Source organism: Burkholderia territorii (assembly GCF_902833055.1).
Classification (GTDB): Bacteria; Pseudomonadota; Gammaproteobacteria; order Burkholderiales; family Burkholderiaceae; genus Burkholderia; species Burkholderia territorii.
In genome coordinates this window covers 216,757-239,994 of sequence record NZ_CADFEJ010000003.1, presented here as the reverse complement: position 1 = coordinate 239,994, position 23,238 = coordinate 216,757, and the positions used below count along the sequence as shown (strand labels likewise).

General features: G+C 64.8%; 22 protein-coding genes and 1 tRNA gene. 6 read left to right on the top strand and 17 right to left on the bottom strand.

Going from position 1 to position 23,238, the window contains the following annotated elements:
* Window positions 1-22: 22 nt before the first annotated feature.
* On the top strand, window positions 23-2,233 hold the full coding sequence (locus HW466_RS08360; protein WP_151003231.1) for a hypothetical protein: 2,211 nt from the start codon (window positions 23-25) through the stop codon (window positions 2,231-2,233).
* A gap of 79 nt (window positions 2,234-2,312) precedes the next feature.
* On the opposite strand, the gene HW466_RS08355 is transcribed toward HW466_RS08360, so the two are convergent.
* The 13 genes from HW466_RS08355 to HW466_RS08295 all read right to left on the bottom strand — a co-directional run bounded on the left by HW466_RS08355 (window position 2,313) and on the right by HW466_RS08295 (window position 15,278).
* The gene (locus HW466_RS08355) at window positions 2,313-2,723 is read right to left on the bottom strand and encodes a MerR family transcriptional regulator (protein ID WP_151003233.1); all 411 of its coding nucleotides are present in this window, start codon (window positions 2,721-2,723) and stop codon (window positions 2,313-2,315) included.
* Window positions 2,724-2,784: 61 nt separating this feature from the next.
* Entirely contained in the window at window positions 2,785-3,171 is a 387-nt protein-coding gene (locus HW466_RS08350; RefSeq protein WP_006486093.1) for an integration host factor subunit alpha, read from the bottom strand.
* 72 nt (window positions 3,172-3,243) lie between these two features.
* A complete protein-coding gene (gene pheT / locus HW466_RS08345) occupies window positions 3,244-5,673 on the bottom strand; it encodes a phenylalanine--tRNA ligase subunit beta (protein WP_060347504.1) in 2,430 nt (809 codons plus the stop codon).
* A gap of 96 nt (window positions 5,674-5,769) precedes the next feature.
* Window positions 5,770-6,783, bottom strand: a complete 1,014-nt coding sequence (pheS, locus tag HW466_RS08340) for a phenylalanine--tRNA ligase subunit alpha (protein ID WP_006753318.1) — start codon at window positions 6,781-6,783, stop codon at window positions 5,770-5,772.
* Between the two features lie 148 nt (window positions 6,784-6,931).
* The gene (gene rplT, locus HW466_RS08335; RefSeq protein WP_004192938.1) at window positions 6,932-7,291 is read right to left on the bottom strand and encodes a 50S ribosomal protein L20; all 360 of its coding nucleotides are present in this window, start codon (window positions 7,289-7,291) and stop codon (window positions 6,932-6,934) included.
* 30 nt (window positions 7,292-7,321) lie between these two features.
* On the bottom strand, window positions 7,322-7,519 hold the full coding sequence (gene rpmI / locus HW466_RS08330; RefSeq protein ID WP_004191477.1) for a 50S ribosomal protein L35: 198 nt from the start codon (window positions 7,517-7,519) through the stop codon (window positions 7,322-7,324).
* A 190-nt stretch (window positions 7,520-7,709) separates the two neighbouring features.
* Window positions 7,710-8,234 (bottom strand): translation initiation factor IF-3, encoded by a 525-nt coding sequence (gene infC, locus HW466_RS08325; RefSeq protein ID WP_071734130.1) that lies wholly within the window; start codon window positions 8,232-8,234, stop codon window positions 7,710-7,712.
* Window positions 8,235-8,283: 49 nt separating this feature from the next.
* Window positions 8,284-10,191, bottom strand: coding sequence for a threonine--tRNA ligase (thrS, locus tag HW466_RS08320; protein WP_059447339.1), 1,908 nt, complete (start codon window positions 10,189-10,191; stop codon window positions 8,284-8,286).
* Window positions 10,192-10,461: 270 nt separating this feature from the next.
* A tRNA-Val gene (locus HW466_RS08315) sits at window positions 10,462-10,538 on the bottom strand.
* A 96-nt stretch (window positions 10,539-10,634) separates the two neighbouring features.
* Window positions 10,635-12,869, bottom strand: coding sequence for a RelA/SpoT family protein (locus HW466_RS08310; RefSeq protein ID WP_151003235.1), 2,235 nt, complete (start codon window positions 12,867-12,869; stop codon window positions 10,635-10,637).
* Between the two features lie 39 nt (window positions 12,870-12,908).
* The gene (locus HW466_RS08305; protein ID WP_034190161.1) at window positions 12,909-13,262 is read right to left on the bottom strand and encodes a RidA family protein; all 354 of its coding nucleotides are present in this window, start codon (window positions 13,260-13,262) and stop codon (window positions 12,909-12,911) included.
* An 81-nt stretch (window positions 13,263-13,343) separates the two neighbouring features.
* Window positions 13,344-14,240, bottom strand: a complete 897-nt coding sequence (locus HW466_RS08300; RefSeq protein WP_151003237.1) for an alpha/beta fold hydrolase — start codon at window positions 14,238-14,240, stop codon at window positions 13,344-13,346.
* A 132-nt stretch (window positions 14,241-14,372) separates the two neighbouring features.
* Entirely contained in the window at window positions 14,373-15,278 is a 906-nt protein-coding gene (locus HW466_RS08295; RefSeq protein WP_059868564.1) for a LysR family transcriptional regulator, read from the bottom strand.
* Between the two features lie 137 nt (window positions 15,279-15,415).
* On the opposite strand from HW466_RS08295, the gene HW466_RS08290 reads away from it, so the two are divergent.
* The 3 genes from HW466_RS08290 to HW466_RS08280 are packed head-to-tail and all read left to right on the top strand — an operon-like array spanning window position 15,416 to window position 17,743.
* Window positions 15,416-15,973: an ester cyclase gene (locus tag HW466_RS08290; protein ID WP_151003239.1), complete on the top strand. Its 558-nt coding sequence runs from the start codon at window positions 15,416-15,418 to the stop codon at window positions 15,971-15,973.
* An 11-nt stretch (window positions 15,974-15,984) separates the two neighbouring features.
* A complete protein-coding gene (locus HW466_RS08285; RefSeq protein WP_151003240.1) occupies window positions 15,985-16,995 on the top strand; it encodes a polysaccharide deacetylase family protein in 1,011 nt (336 codons plus the stop codon).
* Between the two features lie 34 nt (window positions 16,996-17,029).
* Window positions 17,030-17,743 (top strand): SDR family oxidoreductase, encoded by a 714-nt coding sequence (locus HW466_RS08280; RefSeq protein ID WP_151003242.1) that lies wholly within the window; start codon window positions 17,030-17,032, stop codon window positions 17,741-17,743.
* Between the two features lie 78 nt (window positions 17,744-17,821).
* On the opposite strand, the gene HW466_RS08275 is transcribed toward HW466_RS08280, so the two are convergent.
* Together HW466_RS08275 and HW466_RS08270 are read right to left on the bottom strand one after the other, a co-directional pair.
* Window positions 17,822-18,463, bottom strand: a complete 642-nt coding sequence (locus HW466_RS08275; protein ID WP_059447347.1) for a CoA transferase subunit B — start codon at window positions 18,461-18,463, stop codon at window positions 17,822-17,824.
* Between the two features lies 1 nt (window position 18,464).
* Window positions 18,465-19,169, bottom strand: a complete 705-nt coding sequence (locus tag HW466_RS08270) for a CoA transferase subunit A (RefSeq protein ID WP_059447348.1) — start codon at window positions 19,167-19,169, stop codon at window positions 18,465-18,467.
* Window positions 19,170-19,392: 223 nt separating this feature from the next.
* Between HW466_RS08270 and HW466_RS08265 the strand changes: the two genes are divergently transcribed.
* On the top strand, window positions 19,393-19,938 hold the full coding sequence (locus HW466_RS08265; protein WP_059447349.1) for a LuxR C-terminal-related transcriptional regulator: 546 nt from the start codon (window positions 19,393-19,395) through the stop codon (window positions 19,936-19,938).
* A 106-nt stretch (window positions 19,939-20,044) separates the two neighbouring features.
* Here HW466_RS08265 and HW466_RS08260 read toward each other — a convergent pair whose 3' ends face one another.
* Together HW466_RS08260 and HW466_RS08255 are read right to left on the bottom strand one after the other, a co-directional pair.
* Entirely contained in the window at window positions 20,045-20,476 is a 432-nt protein-coding gene (locus HW466_RS08260; RefSeq protein WP_059501796.1) for an acyl-CoA thioesterase, read from the bottom strand.
* Between the two features lie 32 nt (window positions 20,477-20,508).
* Window positions 20,509-21,285 carry an SDR family oxidoreductase gene (locus HW466_RS08255; RefSeq protein WP_059447351.1) on the bottom strand — a complete coding sequence of 259 codons (777 nt, stop codon included), beginning with the start codon at window positions 21,283-21,285 and terminating at the stop codon, window positions 20,509-20,511.
* Window positions 21,286-21,464: 179 nt separating this feature from the next.
* Here HW466_RS08255 and HW466_RS08250 point away from each other — a divergent pair, with 179 nt between their 5' ends.
* A complete protein-coding gene (locus HW466_RS08250) occupies window positions 21,465-23,138 on the top strand; it encodes an electron transfer flavoprotein-ubiquinone oxidoreductase (RefSeq protein ID WP_069229531.1) in 1,674 nt (557 codons plus the stop codon).
* The last annotated feature ends 100 nt before the right edge of the window (window positions 23,139-23,238 follow it).

The window sequence follows — 23,238 nt, the reverse complement described above, 5'->3', positions numbered from 1 at the left end:
TGACAAGACATGGAGACAGACGATGCGGAATGCGGTCCGACGCGGCCATCGCACGCCTTTGGCATTATTCGACTGGATGGCCGGCCCGCGACGCACGGTCGCGCCGGCGTCAAATGGCGCCTCTCGTGCACTCGGCTGCGGCGCGCTCGCGCTCGCGCTGCTCTGCGCCGGCTGCGCGGAACCGGCCGCACAGCGTGACGGCAACGCGTCGGCCGCATCGACGAAGATCGAGCGCACCAAGGCCGAACGCCTTGCCCGCGAGCAGCAGATCGCGCGCACGGTGCCGTCGCTCGCGTCGCTCAGCCTTACGCAGCCGCGCCCGTTCACGCTGCGCGACTCGGGCCAGAACGGTGCGATGACGTTCCTGCGCGATGTCGATTTCCGCATCGTCAACAACCTCGGCTTCTTCATCCATCAACTGTCGGCCACGCTCGTGCCGACGCAGGCCGGCGCCCCGATCGTGTTCGACGATCCGACGAGTTTCGAGATCGACGTGCATGAAGGCACGGTCACGCTCGACGACGCGAAGCTCACCGCCCTGTTCAACACCTATATCTTCGGTTACCGCAACGCGCCGCTTCGCAAGCTCGCGGTATCGGCGGGCGACGGCGTGATCCATCTGCAGGGCGAGATGCAGCGCGACGGCTGGGTGCCGTTCTCGCTGACCGGCACGCTCGCGATCCGCGACGGCAGCCAGCTCGTGTTCCACCCGACCGGCGTGCGCGTGTCGGGCATCAACGCGCAGCCGGTCATGCGCGCGGCCAACGTGAAGATGGCCGATCTGCTGAAAGTCGAGACGCCGATCGCACGGCTCGCCGGCGACGATCTCGTGATGTCGGTCGACAAGCTGATGCCGCCGCCGCGGCTGAAGATCAGGATCACCGCGCTGCGCGTGACGCCGGCCGGCCTCGACCTCACGCTCGACGACGGCTCGCACGCCGGCTTCGCGCTGCCCGCGAACGCGCCGCAACAGGCGATGTACATCCGCGGCGGCGACGTGAAGTTCATGCGCTCGATGCCGATGAACGCGGACATCCTGATCGTCCCCGTCGATCAGACCAGGCGTGACCAGAAATTCGTGTTCGACCTGTATCACTATCGCGACCAGGTGTCGGCTGGCTATTTCAATTTCGACGAAAGCGGCGCGATGGCGATCCGGATGCCGTCGTACACGGGCCCGGCGAGCGGTGCCGCGCTCGGCAACGCGGCCGCTCGCCTGAACGACAGCTTCCTCGCCGCGCAGCAGAGCGCGTTGCACGACTCGCGCCAGCACTGGCAAGCGTTCGCACTTGCGGCCGGCACGCCGCAGCCGGGCATGCAGAAAGTTGCGATGCGACACGCGTCGGCCATCCCGTTCAACGAACGGCATGTGTCGAACCGACATCCGACGATCCACCTGCACAATGTCGACTTCAACCTGTCCGGCGACATCGGCTTCCACGTCGAAGACCTCGACGTCCAGCTCATCGCGAAACGGCCGGGCGAACCGGTCGACCTCGACGATCCGAACCAGTACGACATCCGCATTCTCGGCGGATCGGTCGTCGAATCGTGGAAAGCGATGTCGGCACTCTTCAACAACTACCTGCTCGACTACTCGCCGCGCTCGCTGAACGACCTGCAGTTGAGCGCGGACGGCCAGGACCTGCGCGTCCAGGGCGGCATCAAGCTGTGGAATCACGTGCCCGGCGTGTGGCTGCCGACCGACATGAAGGGCTCGCTTTCGGTGCTCGACGACCGGCATCTCGCATTCCGGCCTTCGCAGGTGTCGGTGCTCGGCATCCCGCAGGCGAAGCTGCTGCGCTCGCTCGGCATCGAGCTCGCGTCGCTGACGCCGCTGCAGCGTCGCGGCGCGGAACTGCGCGGCGACACGCTCGTGCTCGACCAGTACACCGTCTTTCCGCCGCCCGTGCTGAACGGCAAGCTCGGCCAGGCCACGGTCGAACGCGACGGACTGCGCCTCACGTTCCGGCGCGCCGCCGACGCGCCCGCGTTAAAGCGGCCGCAGATCGACGCGCCGAGCTACATGTGGATGGAAGGCGGCGACATGAAGATGTTCAACGTGCTGGAACTGAACGTGCGCGCGCTGATCCGGAACTCGGCCGAGGCCGGCCCGATGCGCTTCGACCTGTACGACTACCGCAGCCAGGTCGCGCAAGGCTCGGTGCGGATGCTGCCGGACGGCACGCTGGTCGTCGACATGGGCAAGCCGAATCCGCTCGCATCGCGCTGACGCGCGCGGCCTCGCACGCACGAAAAAAAGCCCGGTGGCGCGCGCCAACCGGGCTTCATATCGGATCCGAGCGTCGTGCTCAGTCGTGCTTCAGTCCGTCGATCACGTCGAGGAGCGCCTGACGCAGCGCGATCACGTCGACCGTTGCCCCCGCCTTGCCCGATGCACGCGCGTCGGCGGGCACGTCGGATTCGACCGGTGCGCCGGCAGCGCGCTCGCCGCCCGGCGAATCGAGCCGATTGCGCGCACCGTTGATCGTGAACCCCTGCTCGTACAGCAACTCGCGTATCCGCCGGATCAGCAGCACTTCGTGGTGCTGGTAGTACCGGCGATTGCCACGCCGCTTCACCGGCCGCAACTGCGTGAATTCCTGCTCCCAGTAACGCAGCACGTGCGGCTTGACCCCGCACAGTTCGCTGACTTCACCGATCGTGAAGTAGCGCTTCGCGGGAATCGGAGGCAAGACGACTTTCTCAACCGTAGTGGTCATCGTCGGTTAACCGTCGGTAAAGGGTGCGCGGCGGCCGCGCGGAGACGTCGGCGCGCGGGCGTTACTCCGCGCCGTTTTCGACCAGCGCCTTCAGTTTCTGGCTCGCGTGGAAGGTTACCACCCGGCGGGCCGCGATCGGAATCGCCTCGCCCGTCTTCGGATTGCGGCCCGGACGCTGCGGCTTGTCGCGCAGCTGGAAATTGCCGAATCCCGACAGCTTGACGCTTTCGCCGTTTTCGAGCGCGTCGCGGATCACTTCGAAAAACGCCTCGACCATGTCCTTCGCTTCACGCTTGTTCAGCCCGACGCTGTCGAACAGCAGCTCGGCCAGCTCCGCTTTCGTCAACGTCGGCGTCTCGGTGGACGCCGGCGCCGACGCGTCGCGGTTCATGGCACTGCGTTGCGCCGTCAGAAGGGCTTCGAATTCACTCGAGGTCATGTCGTTCATATCTGCCATACAGCGCGTTAAACCAAAACTTACGATGGGGAAGCGCCGCCCGCAGGCGGGCGGCCCTTCTCCTTAGCCTCGCAGGCGCGCGCCCGCGCGAGCCATCCGCTCGACCAGCGTCTGGATCGCCTGATCGACGACTTCGTCTTGCAGCGTGCCAGCCGCGTCCTGCAGCGTCACGCGGAAGGCAAGGCTCTTCTCGTGCGCGGCAAGGCCACCGGAAGTATTTGATTTTGCACGAAATTCGTCGAAGAGTACAACCTTCTGAACGAATCGGCAGGCGTCTTCGGCGAGCGCCTTCTTCATTTCGTCGAAAAGTGCCTGAACCTCGACCGCCTGGTCGACCACGACCGCGATATCACGCCGCACCGGCGGGAATTTCGACACGTCGGTCGGGGCCGGCAGCGCACGCGCAATCAGCGCATCCGCGTCGATTTCGAACATCACCGGCGCGTGGGGCAGCTCGTACTTCTGCATCAGGCGCGGATGAAGCTCGCCGATCCAGCCGACCGCGCGACCGTCGACCTCGATGCGCGCGCTGCGGCCCGGATGGAGGGCCGGATGCTCGTCCTTCACGAAGCGCGCGACGGCCGGCGCGAGCAGCGCCTCGAGATCGCCCTTCACGTCGAAGAAATCGACCGCGCGGGTCGCGACACCCCACTGTTCGTCGACCGCCGGGCCATACGCGAGCGCGCCGACGCGCTTCGGCTGCGTGTAGCCTTCGACGGTCAGTTCGCCGGCCTTCACCGACGGATCGGCGAGGAACACGCGACCCGTCTCGAACACGCGAACGCGATCCGCGCGACGGTTCAGGTTGTGGCGCAGCACCGAAATCAGGCTGCCGAACAGCGTCGTACGCATCACCGACAGCTGGCTCGCGATCGGATTCAGCAGACGGATCGGGTTGTCGTTGCCGGCGAAGTCGTGCTCCCACTCAGCATCAACGAAGCTGAAGTTGACCGTTTCGGCGTAGTCGCGTGCCGCGAGCGCGTGACGGATGTCGTGGATCGAGCGCTGCGTCTCGTTGGTCGCGCGCATCTCGCTCGTCGCGACCGGCGGGCGCGCCGGGATCTTCTCGAAGCCGTAGATGCGCGCCACTTCCTCGATCAGATCTTCCTCGATCTCGATGTCGAAGCGGTGCGACGGCGGCGTGACCAGGAATGCATCGTCGTCACGCTCGAACGGCAGGCCGAGACGCGTGAAGATGTTCGCGATCTCGTCGGCGTCGATCTTCACGCCGATGATGCGGTTCGCGCGCGACACGCGCATCTTCACCGGCGCGCGCTGCGGCAGGTTCACCACCTGGTCGTCGACCGGGCCGGCCTTGCCGCCGCAGATCTCGAGAATCAGCTGCGTGATGCGCTCGACGTGCTCGACGGTCGTCGCGTAGTCGACGCCGCGCTCGAAGCGATGGGCCGCATCGGTCGAGAAGTTGTACTTGCGCGCGCGGCCGCGAATGCTGTCCGGCCACCAGAACGCGGCTTCGAGGTAGATGTTGGTCGTGTCGAGCGTGACGGCCGTGCTGTCACCGCCCATGATGCCCGCGAGGCTTTCGACCTGACGGTCGTCCGCGATCACGCCGACCGTTTCGTCGAGCTCGACCGTGTTGCCGTTCAGCAGCTTCAGCGATTCGCCGCGCTTGCCCCAGCGAACCTCGATGCCGCCGTGGATCTTGTCGAGATCGAACACGTGCGACGGACGGCCGAGTTCGAACATCACGTAGTTCGAGATGTCGACGAGCGCCGACACGCTGCGCTGTCCCGCACGTTCGAGGCGCTCGACCATCCACTGCGGCGTCTTCGCACGTGCGTTCACGCCACGGATCACGCGACCCGAGAAGCGGCCGCACAGGTCGGGAGCAGCGATGCGCACGGGCAGCGTTTCGTCGAGTTCGACACGCACCGGACGAATGTCGACCGGCGTCAGCGGCGCGCCGGTGATTGCGGCCGTCTCGCGCGCGATGCCGAACACCGACAGGCAATCGGCCTTGTTCGGCGTCAGCTTGATTTCGAAGATCGTGTCATCGAGATTGAGCGTGTCGCGGATGTCCTGGCCGACCGGCGTGTCTTCCGGAAGAATCAGCAGGCCGCTGTGGTCCTCGGACAGCTTCAGCTCGCGCGCCGAGCACAGCATCCCCTGGCTCTCCACGCCGCGCAGCTTCGACAGCTTGATCGCGAACGGCTTGCCGCCCTCTTCAGCCGGCGGCAGTTCGGCGCCGACCAGCGCGACCGGCACCTTGATGCCGGGCGCCACGTTCGGTGCGCCGCACACGATATTCAGCGTCGCGCCGGTGCCGGCGTCGACCTGGCAGACATTGAGCTTGTCCGCATCCGGATGCTTGACGACTTCGAGCACGCGCCCGACGACGATCTTCGACGTCGGCGGCGCAGCCTTGCTCAGCGATTCGACTTCGAGCCCCGCCATCGTCAGCGCGTGCGACAGTTCGTCGGTCGTCAGCTGCGGGTCGACAAAGGTTCTCAACCAGGATTCAGGGAATTGCATGGATGTCTACGTTCGAAACAGGTTAGATCGGCGCCCGGCCGCCGCCGGAAACGTCCGGCGGCGCATGCGCGGGCACATGTCGGCGCGGCGCGTGCGTTATGCGAACTGGCGCAGGAAACGCAGGTCGTTCTCGAAGAACAGCCGGAGATCCTGCACGCCGTAGCGCAGCATCGTCAGGCGCTCGAGGCCGCTGCCGAACGCAAAGCCGATGTAGCGCTCGGGATCGAGGCCCATGTTGCGGATCACGGTCGGATGCACCTGCCCCGAGCCCGAGATCTCGAGCCATTTGCCGGCGTTCTTGCCGTGCTCGAACATCATGTCGATCTCGGCCGACGGTTCCGTGAACGGGAAATACGACGGACGGAAGCGCACGAGGATGTCGTCGCGCTCGAAGAATTTCTTCAGGAAGTCGGTATAGACGCCCTTGAGGTCGGCGAAACTGATGTTTTCGTCGATCCACAGCCCCTCGACCTGATTGAACATCGGCGAGTGGGTCGCATCGCTGTCGACGCGATACGTGCGGCCCGGTGCGATCACCTTGATCGGCGGGCGGTTCATGCGCGCGTAACGCACCTGCATCGGGCTCGTGTGCGTGCGCAGCAGCAGCTGGCGGCCGTCGGCGTCCTTGCCTTCGACGTAGAAGGTGTCCTGCATCGAACGCGCCGGATGGTTCTCCGGGCTGTTCAGCGACGTGAAGTTGTACCAGTCGGTCTCGATTTCGGGACCGTCGGCCACGTCGAAGCCGATCGAGCGGAAAATCTGTTCGACGCGCTCCCACGTGCGCATCACGGGGTGCAGGCTGCCTGCACCTGCGCCGCGGCCCGGCAGCGTGACGTCGATCGCCTCGGCGGCGAGGCGCTGGTTCAACAGCGCGTCGGCGAGCGCCTGGCGGCGAGCGGTCAGCGCGGCTTCAACCTGCTGCTTCGCGACGTTGATGCGTGCGCCTTCGGTCTTGCGTGCTTCGGGATCGAGCTTGCCGAGGCCCTTGAGCAACTCGGTCAGCGCACCCGACTTGCCGAGAAAGCGTGCCTTCTCGTTTTCGAGCGTGGTGATGTCGGCAGCCTGTTCGAAGGACTGCTGCGCGTCGGCGACAATCTGGTCCAGATCCATAGATCCCATCATTTCCAACGTCATTCGGTCTTGGCGAGCGAATCTGCCCGCCAAACAAAAAAGGGGCTCGGAAGAGCCCCGTTTTCGCTGCAGCGGCCGAAACTACCGGAACATCGCTGCAACTAACCACGCAGTGCTAATTTCGCAATTAGGCTGCAACGGCGGCTTTCACCTGCTTGACGATCGCAGCAAAAGCAGCCTTGTCGAACACCGCCATGTCGGCCAGGACCTTGCGGTCGAGTTCGATCGACGCCTTCTTCAGGCCGTTGATGAACACGCTGTAGGTCATGTCGTGCTGGCGAACTGCCGCGTTGATACGCGTGATCCACAGTGCGCGGAACACACGCTTCTTGTTGCGGCGATCGCGGTACGCGTACTGACCAGCGCGCATCACCGCCTGCTTGGCGATGCGGTAGACGTTATTGCGACGGCCGCGATAACCCTTGGCCAGGTTGATGATCTTCTTGTGGCGGGCCCGTGCGGTTACCCCACGTTTGACTCGAGGCATGTTTCTCTCCTTGGAGTATCAGTTGAGGGGTTACGCGAACGGCAGCATTGCGCGGACGGAGTTCAGATCGGAATCATGAACTGCCGTTGCGCCGCGCAGGTGACGCTTGTTCTTCGTGGTTTTCTTGGTCAGGATGTGACGCTTGAAGGCTTGACCGCGCTTGACGGTACCGCCCGGACGCACCACGAAGCGCTTTGCAGCACTCTTCTTGGTCTTCATCTTAGGCATGACGAACAACTCCAGTTTATTTGATGGCGATGGGTGTGCGGTTGGCTTGCGCCCTTGACCCGCCCTTCGAAACCCAGTCCACTTGTGTACGGCGAACCGCTTGCGCAGCCGCCGTCATTGTTGGCGCGCCGCCCTGACCGGGCGACGCGCCGAACCACTTTCGAACCTGCGCGGCTTGCGCGCGGGCTCGTTACTTCTTTTTCTTCGGCGAGAGCACCATGATCATCTGGCGCCCTTCCATCTTCGGCATCTGCTCGACCTGGCCGACTTCCTCGAGATCCGTGCGCAGACGCTCGAGCATCCGCATGCCGATCTCCTGGTGAGCCATTTCGCGGCCGCGGAAACGCAACGTGATCTTCGTCTTGTCGCCCTCTTCGAGGAAGCGTACGAGATTGCGAAGCTTGACGTTGTAGTCACCGTCATCGGTACCCGGGCGGAATTTGACTTCCTTCACCTGGATGACCTTCTGCTTCAGCTTCGCCTCGTGCTGCTTCTTGGACTCCTGATACTTGAACTTGCCGTAGTCCATCAGACGGCAGACCGGCGGAACCGCTTGCGGCGCGATTTCCACCAGGTCAACATCCAGCTCTTCCGATTTACGGAAAGCATCAGCGAGTTTTACGATACCGAGCGGTTCGTTCTCGATCCCGACCAGACGCACTTCCGGCGCAGTGATTTCACCGTTGATGCGATGCGACGACTTATCAGTAGCGATGTTACGTTTCCTCTAAAAATTAAAAAAACGAGCCGCGCTGCCAGGGCGGTTACTTGAACGAGCGCAGGTCTTCCTGCAGACGCTCAACAAAGGCTTCGATCGGCATAACGCCAAGATCGACGCCGCCACGGGCACGCACGGCTACCGTTTGCGCATCACGCTCCTTATCGCCCACGACGAGGAGATAAGGCACCTTTTCCAGCGTGTGCTCGCGTATTTTATAGCTAATCTTCTCGTTGCGCAAATCGGCCGCCACTCTAACCCCTTGTTTTTGCAACGTTTGGGCCAGAGATTGTGCATATTCCGCCTGACTTTCGGCGATATTGAGCACAATTGCCTGGAACGGCGCGAGCCAGACCGGCATCGCACCAGCATGGTGCTCGATCAGAATGCCGAGGAAGCGCTCCATCGAACCGACGATTGCACGGTGCAGCATCACCGGCCGGCGGCGGCTGTTGTCTTCCGCGACGTATTCGGCGCCGAGACGCTCCGGCAGCACCATGTCGAGCTGGAGCGTGCCGCACTGCCACGAGCGGCCAAGCGCGTCCTTGATGTGGTATTCGATCTTCGGGCCGTAGAACGCGCCCTCGCCCGGCAACTCTTCCCACGACAGGCCGCACGCAGTCAGCGCATCGCGCAGGCCTTGCTCCGCGCGATCCCACGTTTCGTCGGTGCCCGCCCGCTGTTCGGGGCGCAGCGACAGCTTGATGTCGATGTGCTCGAACCCGAAATCCTTGTACACGCTCATCGCCAGCGTGTTGAATGCGATCGACTCGGCAATGAACTGCTCTTCCGTACAGAAGATGTGCGCGTCATCCTGTACGAAGCCGCGCACGCGCATCAGGCCATGCAGCGCGCCCGATGCCTCGTTGCGATGGCACGAACCGAATTCCGCGTAACGCAGCGGCAGGTCGCGGTACGAGCGCAGGCCGTGCTTGAACACCTGAACGTGACCCGGACAGTTCATCGGCTTGATCGCGTAGTCGCGCTTCTCCGACTCCGTCGTGAACATGTTCTCGCGGTAGTTCTGCCAATGGCCCGACGCCTCCCACAGCGAGCGGTCCATGATCATCGGCGTCTTGATCTCGAGGTAGCCGGCTTCGTTCACGCGGCGGCGCATGTACTGCTCGACCTGCTGCCACAGCGCCCAGCCCTTCGGATGCCAGAACACCATGCCCGGCGACTCTTCCTGCATGTGGAACAGGTCGAGCTGCTTGCCCAGCTTGCGGTGGTCGCGCTTTTCCGCCTCCTCGAGCATGTGCAGGTATTGATCCTGGTCTTCCTTCTTCGTCCAGGCCGTGCCGTAGATGCGCTGCAGTTGCTCGTTCTTCGAGTCGCCGCGCCAGTACGCGCCCGCGACCTTCATCAGCTTGAAGACCTTCAGCTTGCCGGTCGACGGCACGTGCGGGCCACGGCAGAGGTCCGTGAAGCCGCCGTGCGAGTACAGCTTGATTTCGTCGCCTTGCGGAATCGATTCGATGATCTCGGCCTTGTACTTCTCGCCGAGGCTGCGGAAATAGCCGGCCGCCTCGTCGCGCGACACGACGCGGCGCGTCACCGGCTCGTCCTTTTTCGCGAGTTCCTGCATGCGCTTTTCGATCTTTTCCAGATCTTCGGGCGTAAACGGGCGGTTATACGAGAAATCGTAATAGAAGCCGTTGTCGATCACCGGGCCGATCGTCACTTGCGCATCCGGATACAGGTCCTTCACCGCGTAGGCAAGCAAGTGCGCGGTCGAGTGACGGATGATGTCGAGACCGTCGGCATCCTTGTCCGTGACGATCGCAAGCGATGCGTCGCGATCGATGACCGTGGACGTATCGACGAGCTCCCCATCGAGCTTGCCACCAAGCGCAGCCTTCGCAAGGCCGGGACCGATCGAGGCCGCAACCTCGGCAACTGTCACCGGATGCTCGTATTGTCGAACTGAGCCGTCAGGCAAGCGTATCGAAACCATAGCAATCTCCGTGATGCCGACAGTGGGCGGCAAACCAAGCACGCGATATCAAGTCACGCGCGAAAATTTCGCGACAAAAAAAATGCGGCCCCGCTTTCGAGGGGCCGCATTCGATACTTCACTCAAACTGAAAGGGCGAAAACGTTCCTCGACTAGCGTCGCTCCGAAAAGGTTTCGGTCAACGTTCGCGGTGTCATAACCGTATTCGCCTTGTTCGCGTTGAGTTATTTACTGCATCGAACACCCGGGAACCGGGCATTCTCAATTCGTTGGTAGGCTCGATTGGACTCGAACCAACGACCCCCACCATGTCAAGGTGGTGCTCTAACCAGCTGAGCTACGAGCCTAAAGAAGCTAAGATTATATGGAGCTATCGCTCACTTGGCAAGTGTTTTATGCATCCGCAGCAAAAGGACCGCGTTTCAACCCCGTTTTCGCCGACGTCATGCCTTGCGAGCCGCCCGCACCACGCCCGGCACTTCGCCGAGCAGCGTGCACGCACGCTGCACCTGTGCGGAATTCGACACCTCGACCGTGAACTGCATGAACGCCGTATTCCGGCGGCTCTGGGTCTTCACGCCCACCACGTTCATCTTCTCGCGCGCGAACACTTCGGAGATGTCGCGCAGCAAGCCTTGCCGGTCGCTCGCCTCGATCATCAGGTCGACCGGATAGACCGACACGCCACGGCCGCCCAGCACGTCGGCCGACCAGGTCGTCTGCAGCACGCGCTCGGGGGCCCGTTCGGCCATTCGCCGGAACGTCGGGCAGTCGCTGCGGTGAATCGACATGCCCTTGCCGCGCGTCACGAAACCGCTGATCGGATCGGGCGGCGCCGGGCGGCAGCAGCGCGCAAGCTGAGTCAGCAGCGCATCGACCCCGACCACCAGCACGCCGGCCGACGCGCCATGCGCGACACTCGCCCCGCTGCTGCGCTTCTCGAAATCGGCAGGCGCCTCGGGCGCATGCTCGGGCGGCGGCGCATCGGCCAACGCATGTTCGACGTTGCGCAGGCTGAATTCTTCCTTGCCGACGACCGAGAACAGCTCCTCGGGCGACTTGAAGCCGAGCTTGGCGGCGAGGTTGTCGAGGTTGACCGACGTCTTGCCTTCGCGCTGCAGCGTCTTTTCGACGAGCGCGCGACCGTGCGCGATGTTCTCTTCCTGCTCGATCGAATTGAACCACGCGCGCACCTTCTGCCGCGCGCGCGGACTCTTCAGGTAACCGAGTTGCAGGTTCAGCCAGTCGCGTGAGGGCCCGCCCTCCTTCACCGCGACGATCTCGACCGTCTGGCCGTTCGCGAGCGCCGTGTTCAGCGGCACCATCACGCCGTCGACACGCGCGCCGCGGCAGCGATGGCCGAGCTCGCTGTGCAGGTGGTAGGCGAAATCGACCGGCGTCGCGCCCTGCGGCAACGCGATCACGCGCGCCTGCGGCGTCAGCACGTAGATGTGATCGTCGTCGAGCGACGTCTCGCGCAATTGGGCCCATGCCTGGTCACCGGATATTTCCGTGCCGTCCTCGACGTCGTCCTTCCATGCGAGCAGCTGGCGCAGCCATGCGATCTTCTCGTCGTACTTGTCGCTCGCCGAGAACTGGCCGCCGTAGCCGCGCGTGCCCGCTTCCTTGTAGCGCCAGTGCGCGGCGACGCCGTACTCCGCGAAGCGGTGCATTTCCTGCGTGCGGATCTGCACTTCGAACGCGCGGCCGTCGTCGCCGATCACGACCGTATGCAGCGACTTGTAGCCGTTCGGCTTCGGACGCGAGATGTAATCGTCGAATTCCTTCGGCACCGGTTGCCACAGGTGATGCACGATGCCGAGCACCGCGTAGCAATCCTTGATGTCCGGCACGATCACGCGGAACGCGCGCACGTCGTACAGCTCGGAGAAATCGAGCTCCTTGCCGCGCATCTTTCGCCAGATGCTGTAGATGTGCTTCGGTCGCCCGCTCACGTCGGCCGGGATCTGCGCTTCCGCCAGCTCGCGCTGCAGCCGCTCGATCGCCTGCGCGACGTACGCCTCGCGTTCGATGCGCTTTTCGTCGAGCAGCTTCGCGATGCGCTTGTAGGTGACCGGATCCTCGAAGCGGAACGCGAGATCCTCGAGCTCCCACTTCAGTTGCCAGATGCCGAGGCGGTTCGCGAGCGGCGCATAGATCTCCAGCGTCTCGCGCGCGACGTCGGGCGGCGGGTCGAGCTTCGCCGCCGCGTAGTAGCGCAGCGACTGCAACCGCGACGCCAGCCGGATCAGCACGACGCGGATGTCCTGCGCGAACGCGAGCAGCATCTTGCGCAGCGCCTCGATCTGCGTGCGCCGCTCTTGCGCGGCGTCGCGCCCGGCCTCGGGCATTGCGTTCTGCGCCGCGCGCAGGCTGACGGTGCCGAGCCGCAGCAGCTTGCGCACGTCGGACACGAGCCGCGCGACCTCGTCGCCGAAACGTTCGGTCAGCTCGCGCTCCGGATCGTTCAGGTGCGGCGTGAGCACGAACAGCGCGGCCGCCTGCATCGCGTGCGGGTCGACGTTCAGCGTGCGCATGATCGACGCCGTACCCGCCGAGTGATCGGCGAGCAGCTCGCCCGACGCCAGGCGCGCGTCACCGGCACGCTCGCGCACGAACGCGAGCACGTCGTCGAACGACGGTGCTGCGACGGAAGAAGCGGAAACGGACTCGGTCATCGCACGGCCTGGCGTATCGCGGTCATCGGAATGCTTCGCTCAGCTCCGTTGCGCGGCGACGACGACGATCTCGACGAGCAGCGCCGGATCCGCGAGCTTCGCCTCGACGGTCGCGCGCGGCGGCGTGTTGCCCTGTGCGACCCATGCGTCCCACTCCGCGTTCATGCCGTCGAAGTTCGCGAGATCCGAAATGTAGATCTGCACCGACAGCAGATGCGCCTTGTCGCTGTTCGCTTCGGCGAGCAGGCGGTCGATGTGGCCGAGCACTTCGCGGGTCTGGCCGCGGATGTCCTGCGTGGTGTCTTCGGCGATCTGGCCAGCCAGATACACGGTACCGTTGTGGATCGCGGTTTCGGAGAGACGGGCACCGACGTGGTGACGAATGACTGCCATGGAATGTTCCGGTCGTGTGAGTGGGTGAAGAATCGGCAACGACGCGGCCCGCGTGCCGCCGAACCGCATATTATGACGCGTTTATGCGCTTCCCTCGACGAAAAACCGGCGGGCGAGCGCAATCTGGTCGGCGCTGGTGAACGCCGGCGCGTGGCCCGCGCCCTGGATCTCGGCCTGCGTCACGTGGCGGCCGCGACGCACCATCTCCGCCACCGTGTCGCGCGACAGCAGGTCGGAACGCTCGCCGCGCACCACCAGCAACGACGCATCGGTGGTCTCGATCGCGCGCCACAGCGCGGCTTCGCCGAGCGCGGCGAGCTCGGGCGTCGTCGCCTTGAACGGCTCCGCGATGCGCGGATCGTAGCGCATCGTCCAGCCGCCGTCGGGCAGCTCGCGCAGCAGCGGCCCATTGATCTCGCGCCACTCGTCGTCGGTCAACGCGCCAAACGGCAGCGACAGCGACGTCAGATAGTCGATGCCCTCCTGTTCGGTCTCGAACCGCGGCTGCACGCCGAGGTATTCGCCGATACGCGTCAGCGAATCGGGCTCGATGCGCGGGCCGACGTCGTTGACGATCATCCGGCGCAGCGGCGAACCGGGCAACCCCGCGAACGCCATGCCGATCAACCCGCCCATCGACGTGCCGAACCAGTCGACCGACTCGACGTCGAGCCGCGCGATCAGCGTCACCATGTCGGCCACATATTGCGGAATCGCATAAAGCCGGGCATCGGCGAGCCACTCGGATCGCCCGCGCCCGACGACGTCGGGGCAGACGACGCGATACGTGTCAGACAACGCGGCGGCAAGCCGGTCGAAGTCGCGCCCCGAACGGGTCAGCCCGTGCACGCAGACCAGCACACGCGGATTGGCGGGGTCGCCCCATTCGGTATAGGCGACGTGGTGAAGGCCGGCGGCGCTCGCACACTGCACGCTTCGCTGACGGGGAACCGGAGGATTCGCTGAGGTGGTCGGCATCGTTGGCATCCTGTCGAACATGGGCGGTGCGGCGGACAACGCTCGCGCCGCCTGATGCAATCGATTGTAAACCGCTTCGCAACGACGAGACTTCACGTGGCCGCGGTCACCCGGCGCGTCGTTCGCAACGGTTCATGCACTGCCGCGCCACGTGTCGCGCAGCTGGTCGCGCAGGTAATCGACGAATGTCCTCACGCGCAGCGGTACATGGCGGCCGCCGGGATACACGGCATGGAGCGGTGCCGCAGGCGCCGCGAATGTCGGCAAGACCCGGACCAGCCGGCCGGCCTGCAGATCGGCGCCGACGTCCCAGATCGACTTCAGCGCAATGCCGGCGCCCTCCAATGCCAACGTCCGCGCCGCACCACCGTCGTTCGTCAGCAGCGCGGCCGTCACTTCGACCGTCACTGCACCCTGCGCGCCGTCGAACCGCCACTCCGTACGCGGCTGGTCGCCCATCACGATGCATCGATGCGCACGAAGCTCGGCCGGATGAGTCGGCTGCCCGTGCACGGCGAGATAGCCCGACGACGCGCAAAGCACGCGATGATTCGGCGCCAGTTCGCGCGCGATCATCGTCGAATCGGCAAGGCTGCCGATCCGCACGGCGACGTCGATGTCGTGCGCAAGCAGATCGACGATCGTGTCGGTCAGCATCAGGTGCACGGTCAATTCCGGATGGCGCCGTTGAAACGCCGCGACGAGCGGCGCGATCCGCAGTCGACCGAGCTCGCCGGGCGCCGTCACGCGCAGCACGCCGCCGACCGTGCCGCGACGATCGCTCATCAGCGTTTCCGCGCGATCGATCTCGGCCAGGATGCGCAGCACTTGCGCATGGAACTGCGCACCGTCGTCGGTCAGCGTCTGCTGCCGTGTCGTCCGATGCAGCAGGCGCACGCCGAGGCGCGACTCGAGATGCGCGAGCCGCTTGCTCACGACGGACAGCGACAAATCGAGTTCGCGCGCCGCCGCGGACAGGCTGCCGGCCGACACGATTCTCGCGAAGGTCTCGAGCGCCGGGAGATCGTCGATCAGCATCGCGGCACCTCTCCCGCGTCAATCTTTCCTTTTTTCGAATAATCCATTCGCCTTTTCCCCGTATTTGCGCGCGAAACGGAAACCTACCATACCTGTACCGCGTCACCCACGACGCCCTCCACAGGACAACCGAAACAATGTCGATCCCCTTTGCTTTTGTCGCGCGCCCGATCGCCCGCGTCATCGCCGCGGCGGCCTGTGTCGCTACGCTGTCGCCTGGTGCGTCCCGCGCCGCCGACCTTCTCGATCCGCACAAGCTGACCGTCGCGGCCGACGTGCCGGCCACGCAGGCACGTGCGCAAATCCTCGCTGCGCGTCGCTACGGCACGTTCTGGGATACCGGCGATGCGACCCTCGCTCGGACCGCGCTCGCGGCCGATTTCCTCGACCGGACGTTGCCGGCCGGCCGTGAGCAAGGTGTAGCGGGACCGCTTGCGGCGTCCAGAACGATGCGTGCGGCCATCCCCGACCTGCATTGCGACATCGAGCAGATGATCGTCGCGGGCGACCGTGTCGTCGTGCACCTGCACTTTCGCGGACATTTCACCGGCACGTTCAACGGAACGACCGGAAGCGGACAGGCGGTCGACTTCATCGCGACCGACATCTACCGGATCGACCACGGCCGGATAGCGGAAAACTGGCATATCGAGGACAACCTGACGCTGATGCGTCAGCTCGGGCTCGTCAGCTGACGGAGGACGCGATGACTCACCGCAATCACGGTTCAGCAACGCCGCCGGCCCGCCGCACGTTTCTTGCACAAGCGGGCGCGGGATTGGCAGCCGGCATCGCGATGACCGCGGGCGCCGCCGGGCCGGCAATGGCCGCCCCGGTACCGGGCATCGCGTCGACGGGTGCCGGAGGACACTGGCCGGGCGACACCCGCCTCGTCATCTCGATCTCGATGCAGTTCGAGGCCGGCGGACAACCGCCCAAGGGCGCGGACAGTCCGTTCCCGTCGGTCGAATTTCCGTCGTCGGTGCCGGTCGACCTGGCCTCGGCCACGTGGTTCGCCTATGGCTACCGGGAAGGGATCCCGCGTCTTCTCGATCTGTGGGATCGGCATGGCGTGAAAGTCACGTCGCACATGATTGGCGAGGCGGCACGCCGGCATCCGGAACTCGCACGCGAGATCGTGTCGCGCGGCCACGAAGCGGCCGCGCACGGCCCGACCTGGCGGTCGCAATTCGCGATGAGCCGCGACGACGAGCGCCGCTTCCTCACCGAAGCCCGCGACATGGTCGAAGCAGCGACGGGGCAACGCCCGATCGGCTACAACTGCAACTGGCTGCGGCGCGGACCGCACACGCTGCCGTTGCTGCAGGAACTCGGCTACGTGTATCACATCGACGATGTCAGCCGCGACGAGCCGTTCATCGAAACCGTCGACGGCCGCGACTTCGCCGTCGTTCCGTACACTTTGCGCAACAACGACATCCTGCTGATCGAAGGCCGCAACTATTCGCCCACGATGTTCGTCGAGCAGATCAAGCTCGATTTCGATCAGTTGTACGCGGAAGCCGGGCAGCGGCGGCGATTGATGTCGATCAGCGCGCACGACCGGATCAGCGGCACGCCGCAGATGGTGCGCGCGTGGGAGGCGTTCCTGCACTACGCTCGATCGCATCCGGGCGTTGTCTTCATGCGCAAGGACGAGATTGCACGCTTCGCCCTGCAAAGCCCGTCGACGTTGCGCGAAGCCGAAACGATCTGACCGGATTGCGCTCCCTCACCTCGGAAGGACCACCATGAACGATTCACTCCACGGAAAGAAAGTACTCGTCGTCGGCGGCAGCTCCGGCATTGGTGCCGCCGCCGCGAAAGCATTCGCACAACGCGGCGCCATCGTGACGATCGCATCGCGCGACCCGGCCAAGGCCAATGCAGATGCCGCGCCGGGCGCGCAAGTCCGCACCGAAGCGCTCGACATCACCGATACGGCGGCCGTCGATGCATTCTGTGCGCGCGCCGGCCAATTCGACCATGTCGCGATTTCGGCCGCGAAGACGGCGACGGGTCCGGTCCGGGCGCTGCCGCTTGCCGACGCGCAAGCCGCAATGGACAGCAAGTTCTGGGGCGCATATCGCATCGCACGCTCGATCGATATCGTGCCCGGCGGTTCGCTCACGTTCGTGTCGGGCTACCTCAGCGTGCGGCCGAACGCATCATCGGTATTGCAAGGCGCAATCAACGCAGCGCTCGAGGCGCTCGCCCGCGGCCTTGCGCTCGAGCTGGCGCCCGTGCGCGTGAATGTCGTGTCGCCCGGCCTGATCGCGACACCGTTGTGGGACAAGCTCGCACCCGATGCGCGCGACGCGATGTACGCGGGTGCGGCGCAGCGCCTCCCGGCACGCCGCGTGGGCCAGCCGGAAGACGTCGCCAATGCGATCCTGTATCTGACGACAACGCCTTATGCGACCGGCTCGACGGTGCTGATCGACGGCGGCGGCGCAATCGCGTAGCGCAAGCGGCCACGACAAAACGCCCCGCGTTCCATGGTGGAACGCGGGGCGTCGCGCGTTGTGCCGGAAGGCCGGCGGTTACGCGACCGCGCTCACGTCGAGCGGCGCGCCCGTCTTCGCCTGGATCTCTTCCGCGCTCACGCCATCGGCAAGCTCGAGCACCTTCAGGCCATTCGGCGTCACTTCGATCACGCCGAGATCGGTGATGATCAGGTCGACCACGCCGACGCCCGTCAGCGGCAGATTGCACTCTTCGAGGATCTTGTGCTGGTCGCCCTTCGCGACGTGCTCCATCAGCACGACGACGCGCTTCACGCCCGCGACGAGATCCATCGCGCCGCCCATGCCCTTGATCATCTTGCCCGGGATCATCCAGTTCGCGAGGTCGCCCGTCTTGCTGACCTGCATCGCACCGAGGATCGCGAGGTTGATGTGGCCGCCGCGGATCATCGCGAACGAATCGGCCGACGAGAAGATCGACGACCCCGGCAGCGTCGTGACGGTCTGCTTGCCGGCGTTGATCAGGTCGGCATCGACTTCGTCCTCGGTCGGCGACGGGCCAATGCCGAGCAGGCCGTTTTCCGACTGCAGCCACACCTCGACGCCCGCCGGGACATGGTTTGCGACGAGCGTCGGCAGCCCGATGCCGAGGTTCACGTAGAAGCCGTCCTGCAGTTCCTTCGCCGCGCGCGCGGCCATCTGGTCACGATTCCAGGCCATGTCAGTCTCCTTTCGCGCGTACGACGCGTTGTTCGATGCGTTTCTCGGGCGTCGCGTTCAGCACGATGCGCTGCACGAAGATCCCCGGCGTATGGATCTGGTCCGGATCGAGCGCGCCGTTCTCGACGATCTCCTCGACTTCCGCCACGGTGATCTTGCCCGCCATCGCGCACATCGGATTGAAGTTGCGCGCGGTACGGCGATAGATCAGGTTGCCGGATTTGTCGGCCTTCCACGCCTTCACGAGTGCGACGTCGGCCGTCAGCGACGGCTCGAGCACGTAGTGGCGATCGCCGAACTGGCGCGTTTCCTTGCCTTCCGCGATCACGGTGCCGTAGCCGGTGTTCGTGAAAAATGCGGGGATGCCGGCGCCGCCCGCGCGCAGCTTCTCGGCGAGCGTGCCTTGCGGCGTGAATTCGAGCTCGAGTTCGCCTGCCAGGTACTGGCGCTCGAACTCCTTGTTCTCGCCGACGTACGACGAGATCATCTTCCTGATCTGGCGAGTTTCCAGCAGCAGGCCGAGACCGAAGCCGTCGACACCCGCGTTGTTGCTGATGCAGGTGATGCCCTTGACGCCGGAATCGCGCAGCGCCGCGATCAGCGCCTCGGGAATCCCGCACAGGCCGAAGCCGCCCACCGCGAAGGTTTGTCCGTCGCGGACGATCCCTTCCAGCGCGGCAGCCGCGCTTGGATAGACTTTGTTCATCTGTATGTCCCTTCCTCTATGGAAACCAGCAAAACCGGTTCACGCGCTCACTGGGCCGCAAGCCCACCGCATCATTCTATGCATGCACGGCGATACCTGCGTCGAAGCGCGCTGTTTTTATATCGCGACAAGCCGCCGCGAGATGCCTGAAAGGGTACGATGCGGCGCGGATGCGGCACAATACGCAAAAATACATAAGCGTTTGCCTACGCTTGCCTGCGCCATGCCCGCTCTCGATTACCAGACTGCCTTTCACCTCGCGCCGCTCGGCCTCGTGATGTCGCGCGACCGCGTGATCGAGGACTGCAACGACGCGCTGGCGTCGATCTTCCGCTGTGCGCGCGCCGATCTGATCGGGAAGTCGTACGAAGTGCTCTATCCGTCGCCGGATGAATTCCAGCGCATCGGCGAGCGCATCTCGCGCGTGATGATCGCGAACGGCACCTACGCCGATGACAGAATCATGAAACGCGCCGACGGCGAACTGTTCTGGTGCCATGTGACGGGCCGCGCACTCGACCGCACCGCCCCGCTCGCGGCCGGCGTCTGGACCTTCGAGGACCTGAGCGCGACGCGCCGGGTCGCCGTCGAACTGACGCCGCGCGAGCGCGAGATCGCCGCGCAGCTCGCGACGGGCAAGACCAGCAAGCAGATCGGGCGCGTGCTCGACATCAGTTCGCGCACGGTCGACATCTATCGGGCGCGACTGATGCGCAAGTACGGCACGAACAATACGCCGGAACTGCTGCAGCGCCTGCTCGGCCAGTAAAACGCGCCGGGGAACGGCAATCGGCCGCGCGAGGCGGCCGATTCGGGAAATCGACGGGAAATGGCGGCATGGCGGCGCCCGGGCACCGGCCGCGGTGCCGCCGCGCTCAACCGACCTTCGCCGCGAGCGCGCGCTCGATGGTGTCGCGCAGCAGTTGCGGCAGCGGCACCGACTTGCCGAGCGCGTAGTCGACCCACACGCAGCGTGCGTTGCCGCGCGCATAGACGTGCTCCGGATCGTCCGCGCGCGTCAGCTCGAAACCCGTGTCGAAGCTGCTGCGGCCCGGCTTCGCGACCGACATCCTCGCGATCACGTCGCCCGGATAGTGCAATTGCTTCAGGAACTCCATCGACGCCGTGACGATCACGGGCCCCTGCCCCTCGCCGTTGCCGCCCGCGATGCCGAGTTGCTCGAACCACGAGATCCGGGCCTGCTCCATGTAGCGGAAATAGACCGTGTTGTTCACGTGGCCGAATGCGTCCATGTCGCCCCAGCGGATCGGCATCGACATTTCAAATACAGGGGAATATTCGCTCATTGCAGTGTTCTTCGTTGCTGGATGTCATCCGCTCACGCGAGGCCGAAGCCGTCGTCGGCGGAGATGATCGAGCCGTTGATGAACTGCGACTCGTCGGCCGCGAGCAGCAACAACAGCCCGTCGAGATCCTGAGGCTTGCCGACGCGCCGGCGCGGCAGCATCGACTGCAGCTTCTGGCCCTGCTCGGTTTCCCACAGGTAGTGATTGATTTCGGTATCGATATAACCCGGACAGATCGCGTTGACGTTGATTCCGTGGCGGCCCCATTCGAGCGCCATCGCACGCGTCATCTGCACGACCGCCGACTTGCTCATCGCATACAGCCCGATCTGCGGAAACACGCGCAGCCCGGCCACCGACGCGATGTTGATGATCCGGTAAGGCGGCTTGCCGTTGCCGTTTGCGCGCATGATCATCCGCTTCGCGACTTCCTGCGCGACGAAAAACGCGCCGCGCGTGTTGGTGTCGAACACGAACTCGAAATCGGCCGGCGTCACGTCGACGAGCTTCTGCATCGTCGAGACGCCCGAATTGTTCACGAGGATGTCGATCGTGCCGGCTTCCGTTTCCGCGTGCGCGATGGCCGCCTTGATGCTCTGCACGTCGGTGACGTCGAGCGACACGACGTGCGCGGCACCGCCCTCGGCCTCGATTTCCGCGCGCAACTCCTTCAGTCGCTCGACGCGGCGGCTTGCGAGCACGACCTTCGCGCCGGCCTGCGAGAGCACCTGTGCGAAACGTTGCCCGAGGCCGCTCGATGCGCCCGTGACCAGCGCGACCTTGCCTTCCAGATTGATCGATCGACCCATTGCACATCCCCTTTCGATGTCGTTTCGCCGCCGCGGGCGCCAAGTCCCAGGCAGCATAACCCTAGCACAAAAAAATAGAACGATCGTGCTAATCTTCACGCATGCTGTTGCGGCAAGCGTTTCGTTTCGCAGACAATACGCTCCCGAATAAAAGCATTCTAACGGTTAGAGGAACGCCAATGACCCCCGCAAGCCTCATCGAGCAATACGGCCCGCGCGAATCGATGGAATACGACGTCGTGATCGTGGGCGGCGGCCCGGCCGGGCTGTCGGCCGCGATCCGGCTCAAGCAGCTGGCCGCCGAGAAAGGCACCGAGATCGGCGTGTGCGTGCTCGAGAAGGGTTCCGAGATCGGCGCGCACATCCTGTCGGGCGCGGTGATGGACCCGCGCGCGATCACCGAGCTGTTTCCCGACTGGAAGGAACGCGGCGCGCCGCTGAACGTTGAGGTCACGGAAGACCGCTTCCTGTTCCTGTCCGAGAAAAGCGCCGTCACGACGCCGAACTGGGCGCTGCCGGACAACTTCAAGAACCACGGCAACTATGTGATCTCGCTGGGCAACGTCACGCGCTGGCTGGGCCAGCAGGCCGAGGCACTGGGCGTGGAGATCTTCCCGGGCTTTCCGGCCGCAGAAATTCTCTACAACGACGACGGCTCGGTGAAGGGCGTCGCCACCGGCAACATGGGCGTGGGCAAGGACGGCGAGCCGACCGAGAACTTCCAGCTCGGCATGGAGCTGCACGCGAAGTACACGTTGTTCGCCGAGGGCTGCCGCGGCCATCTGGGCCGCCAGTTGATCTCGAAGTTCAAGCTCGACGCGAACGCCGATCCGCAGGCGTACGGGATCGGCATCAAGGAGCTGTGGGAAATCGATCCGGCCAAGCACAAGCCGGGCCTGGTGATCCACACGGCCGGCTGGCCGCTGAAGTCCGACACCTACGGCGGCTCGTTCCTGTACCACATGGACAATAACCAGGTCGTGGTCGGCTTCGTGGTGGGCCTGGGCTACACGAACCCGTACCTGTCGCCGTTCGAGGAATTCCAGCGCTACAAGACGCACCCGTCGATCCGCGCGTTCCTCGAAGGCGGCAAGCGCGTGTCGTACGGCGCGCGCGCGATCACGGCCGGTGGCCTGTTGTCGCTGCCGAAGACGGTGTTCCCGGGCGGCGCGCTGATCGGCGACGACGCGGGCTTCCTGAACGCGTCGCGCATCAAGGGCAGCCACGCGGCGATCAAGACGGGCATGCTGGCGGCGGACGCGGCGTTCGACGCGCTGCAGGCCGGCCGTCAGTCGGACGAGCTCAACGCGTACCCGGATGCGTTCAAGCAGTCGTGGCTGCACACGGAGCTGTACCGTGCGCGCAACTTCAAGCAGTGGATGGCCAAGGGCCTGTACCTGGGCACGCTGATGGTCGGGCTCGAGCAGAAGGTGATGGGCGGCAACGTGCCGTGGACGCTGCATCACAAGCACGCGGATCACGAGATGCTGAAGCCGGCATCGCAGTGCGAGCCGATCGAGTATCCGAAGCCGGACGGCAAGCTGACGTTCGACCGGCTGTCGTCGGTGTTCATCTCGAACACGAACCACGAGGAGAACCAGCCGGCGCACCTGACGCTGAAGGACGCGAGCGTGCCGGTGAACGTGAACCTGCGCACGTATGCGGGGCCGGAGGCGCGGTTCTGCCCGGCGGCGGTGTACGAGTTCGTGAAGAACGACGACGGCAGCGAGCGCCTCGTGATCAACGCGCAGAACTGCGTGCACTGCAAGACCTGCGACATCAAGGACCCGACGCAGAACATCGTGTGGGTCACGCCCGAAGGCGGCGGCGGGCCGAATTACCCGAACATGTAACCTGCTGAAAGACGCCGCCTTGCGCGGCGTTTTTTTGTCCGGTCTGCATTCGACGCTGCCGCGCCCGAGACCGGGCGCGCGATGCCTTCGCTCCGCCCTG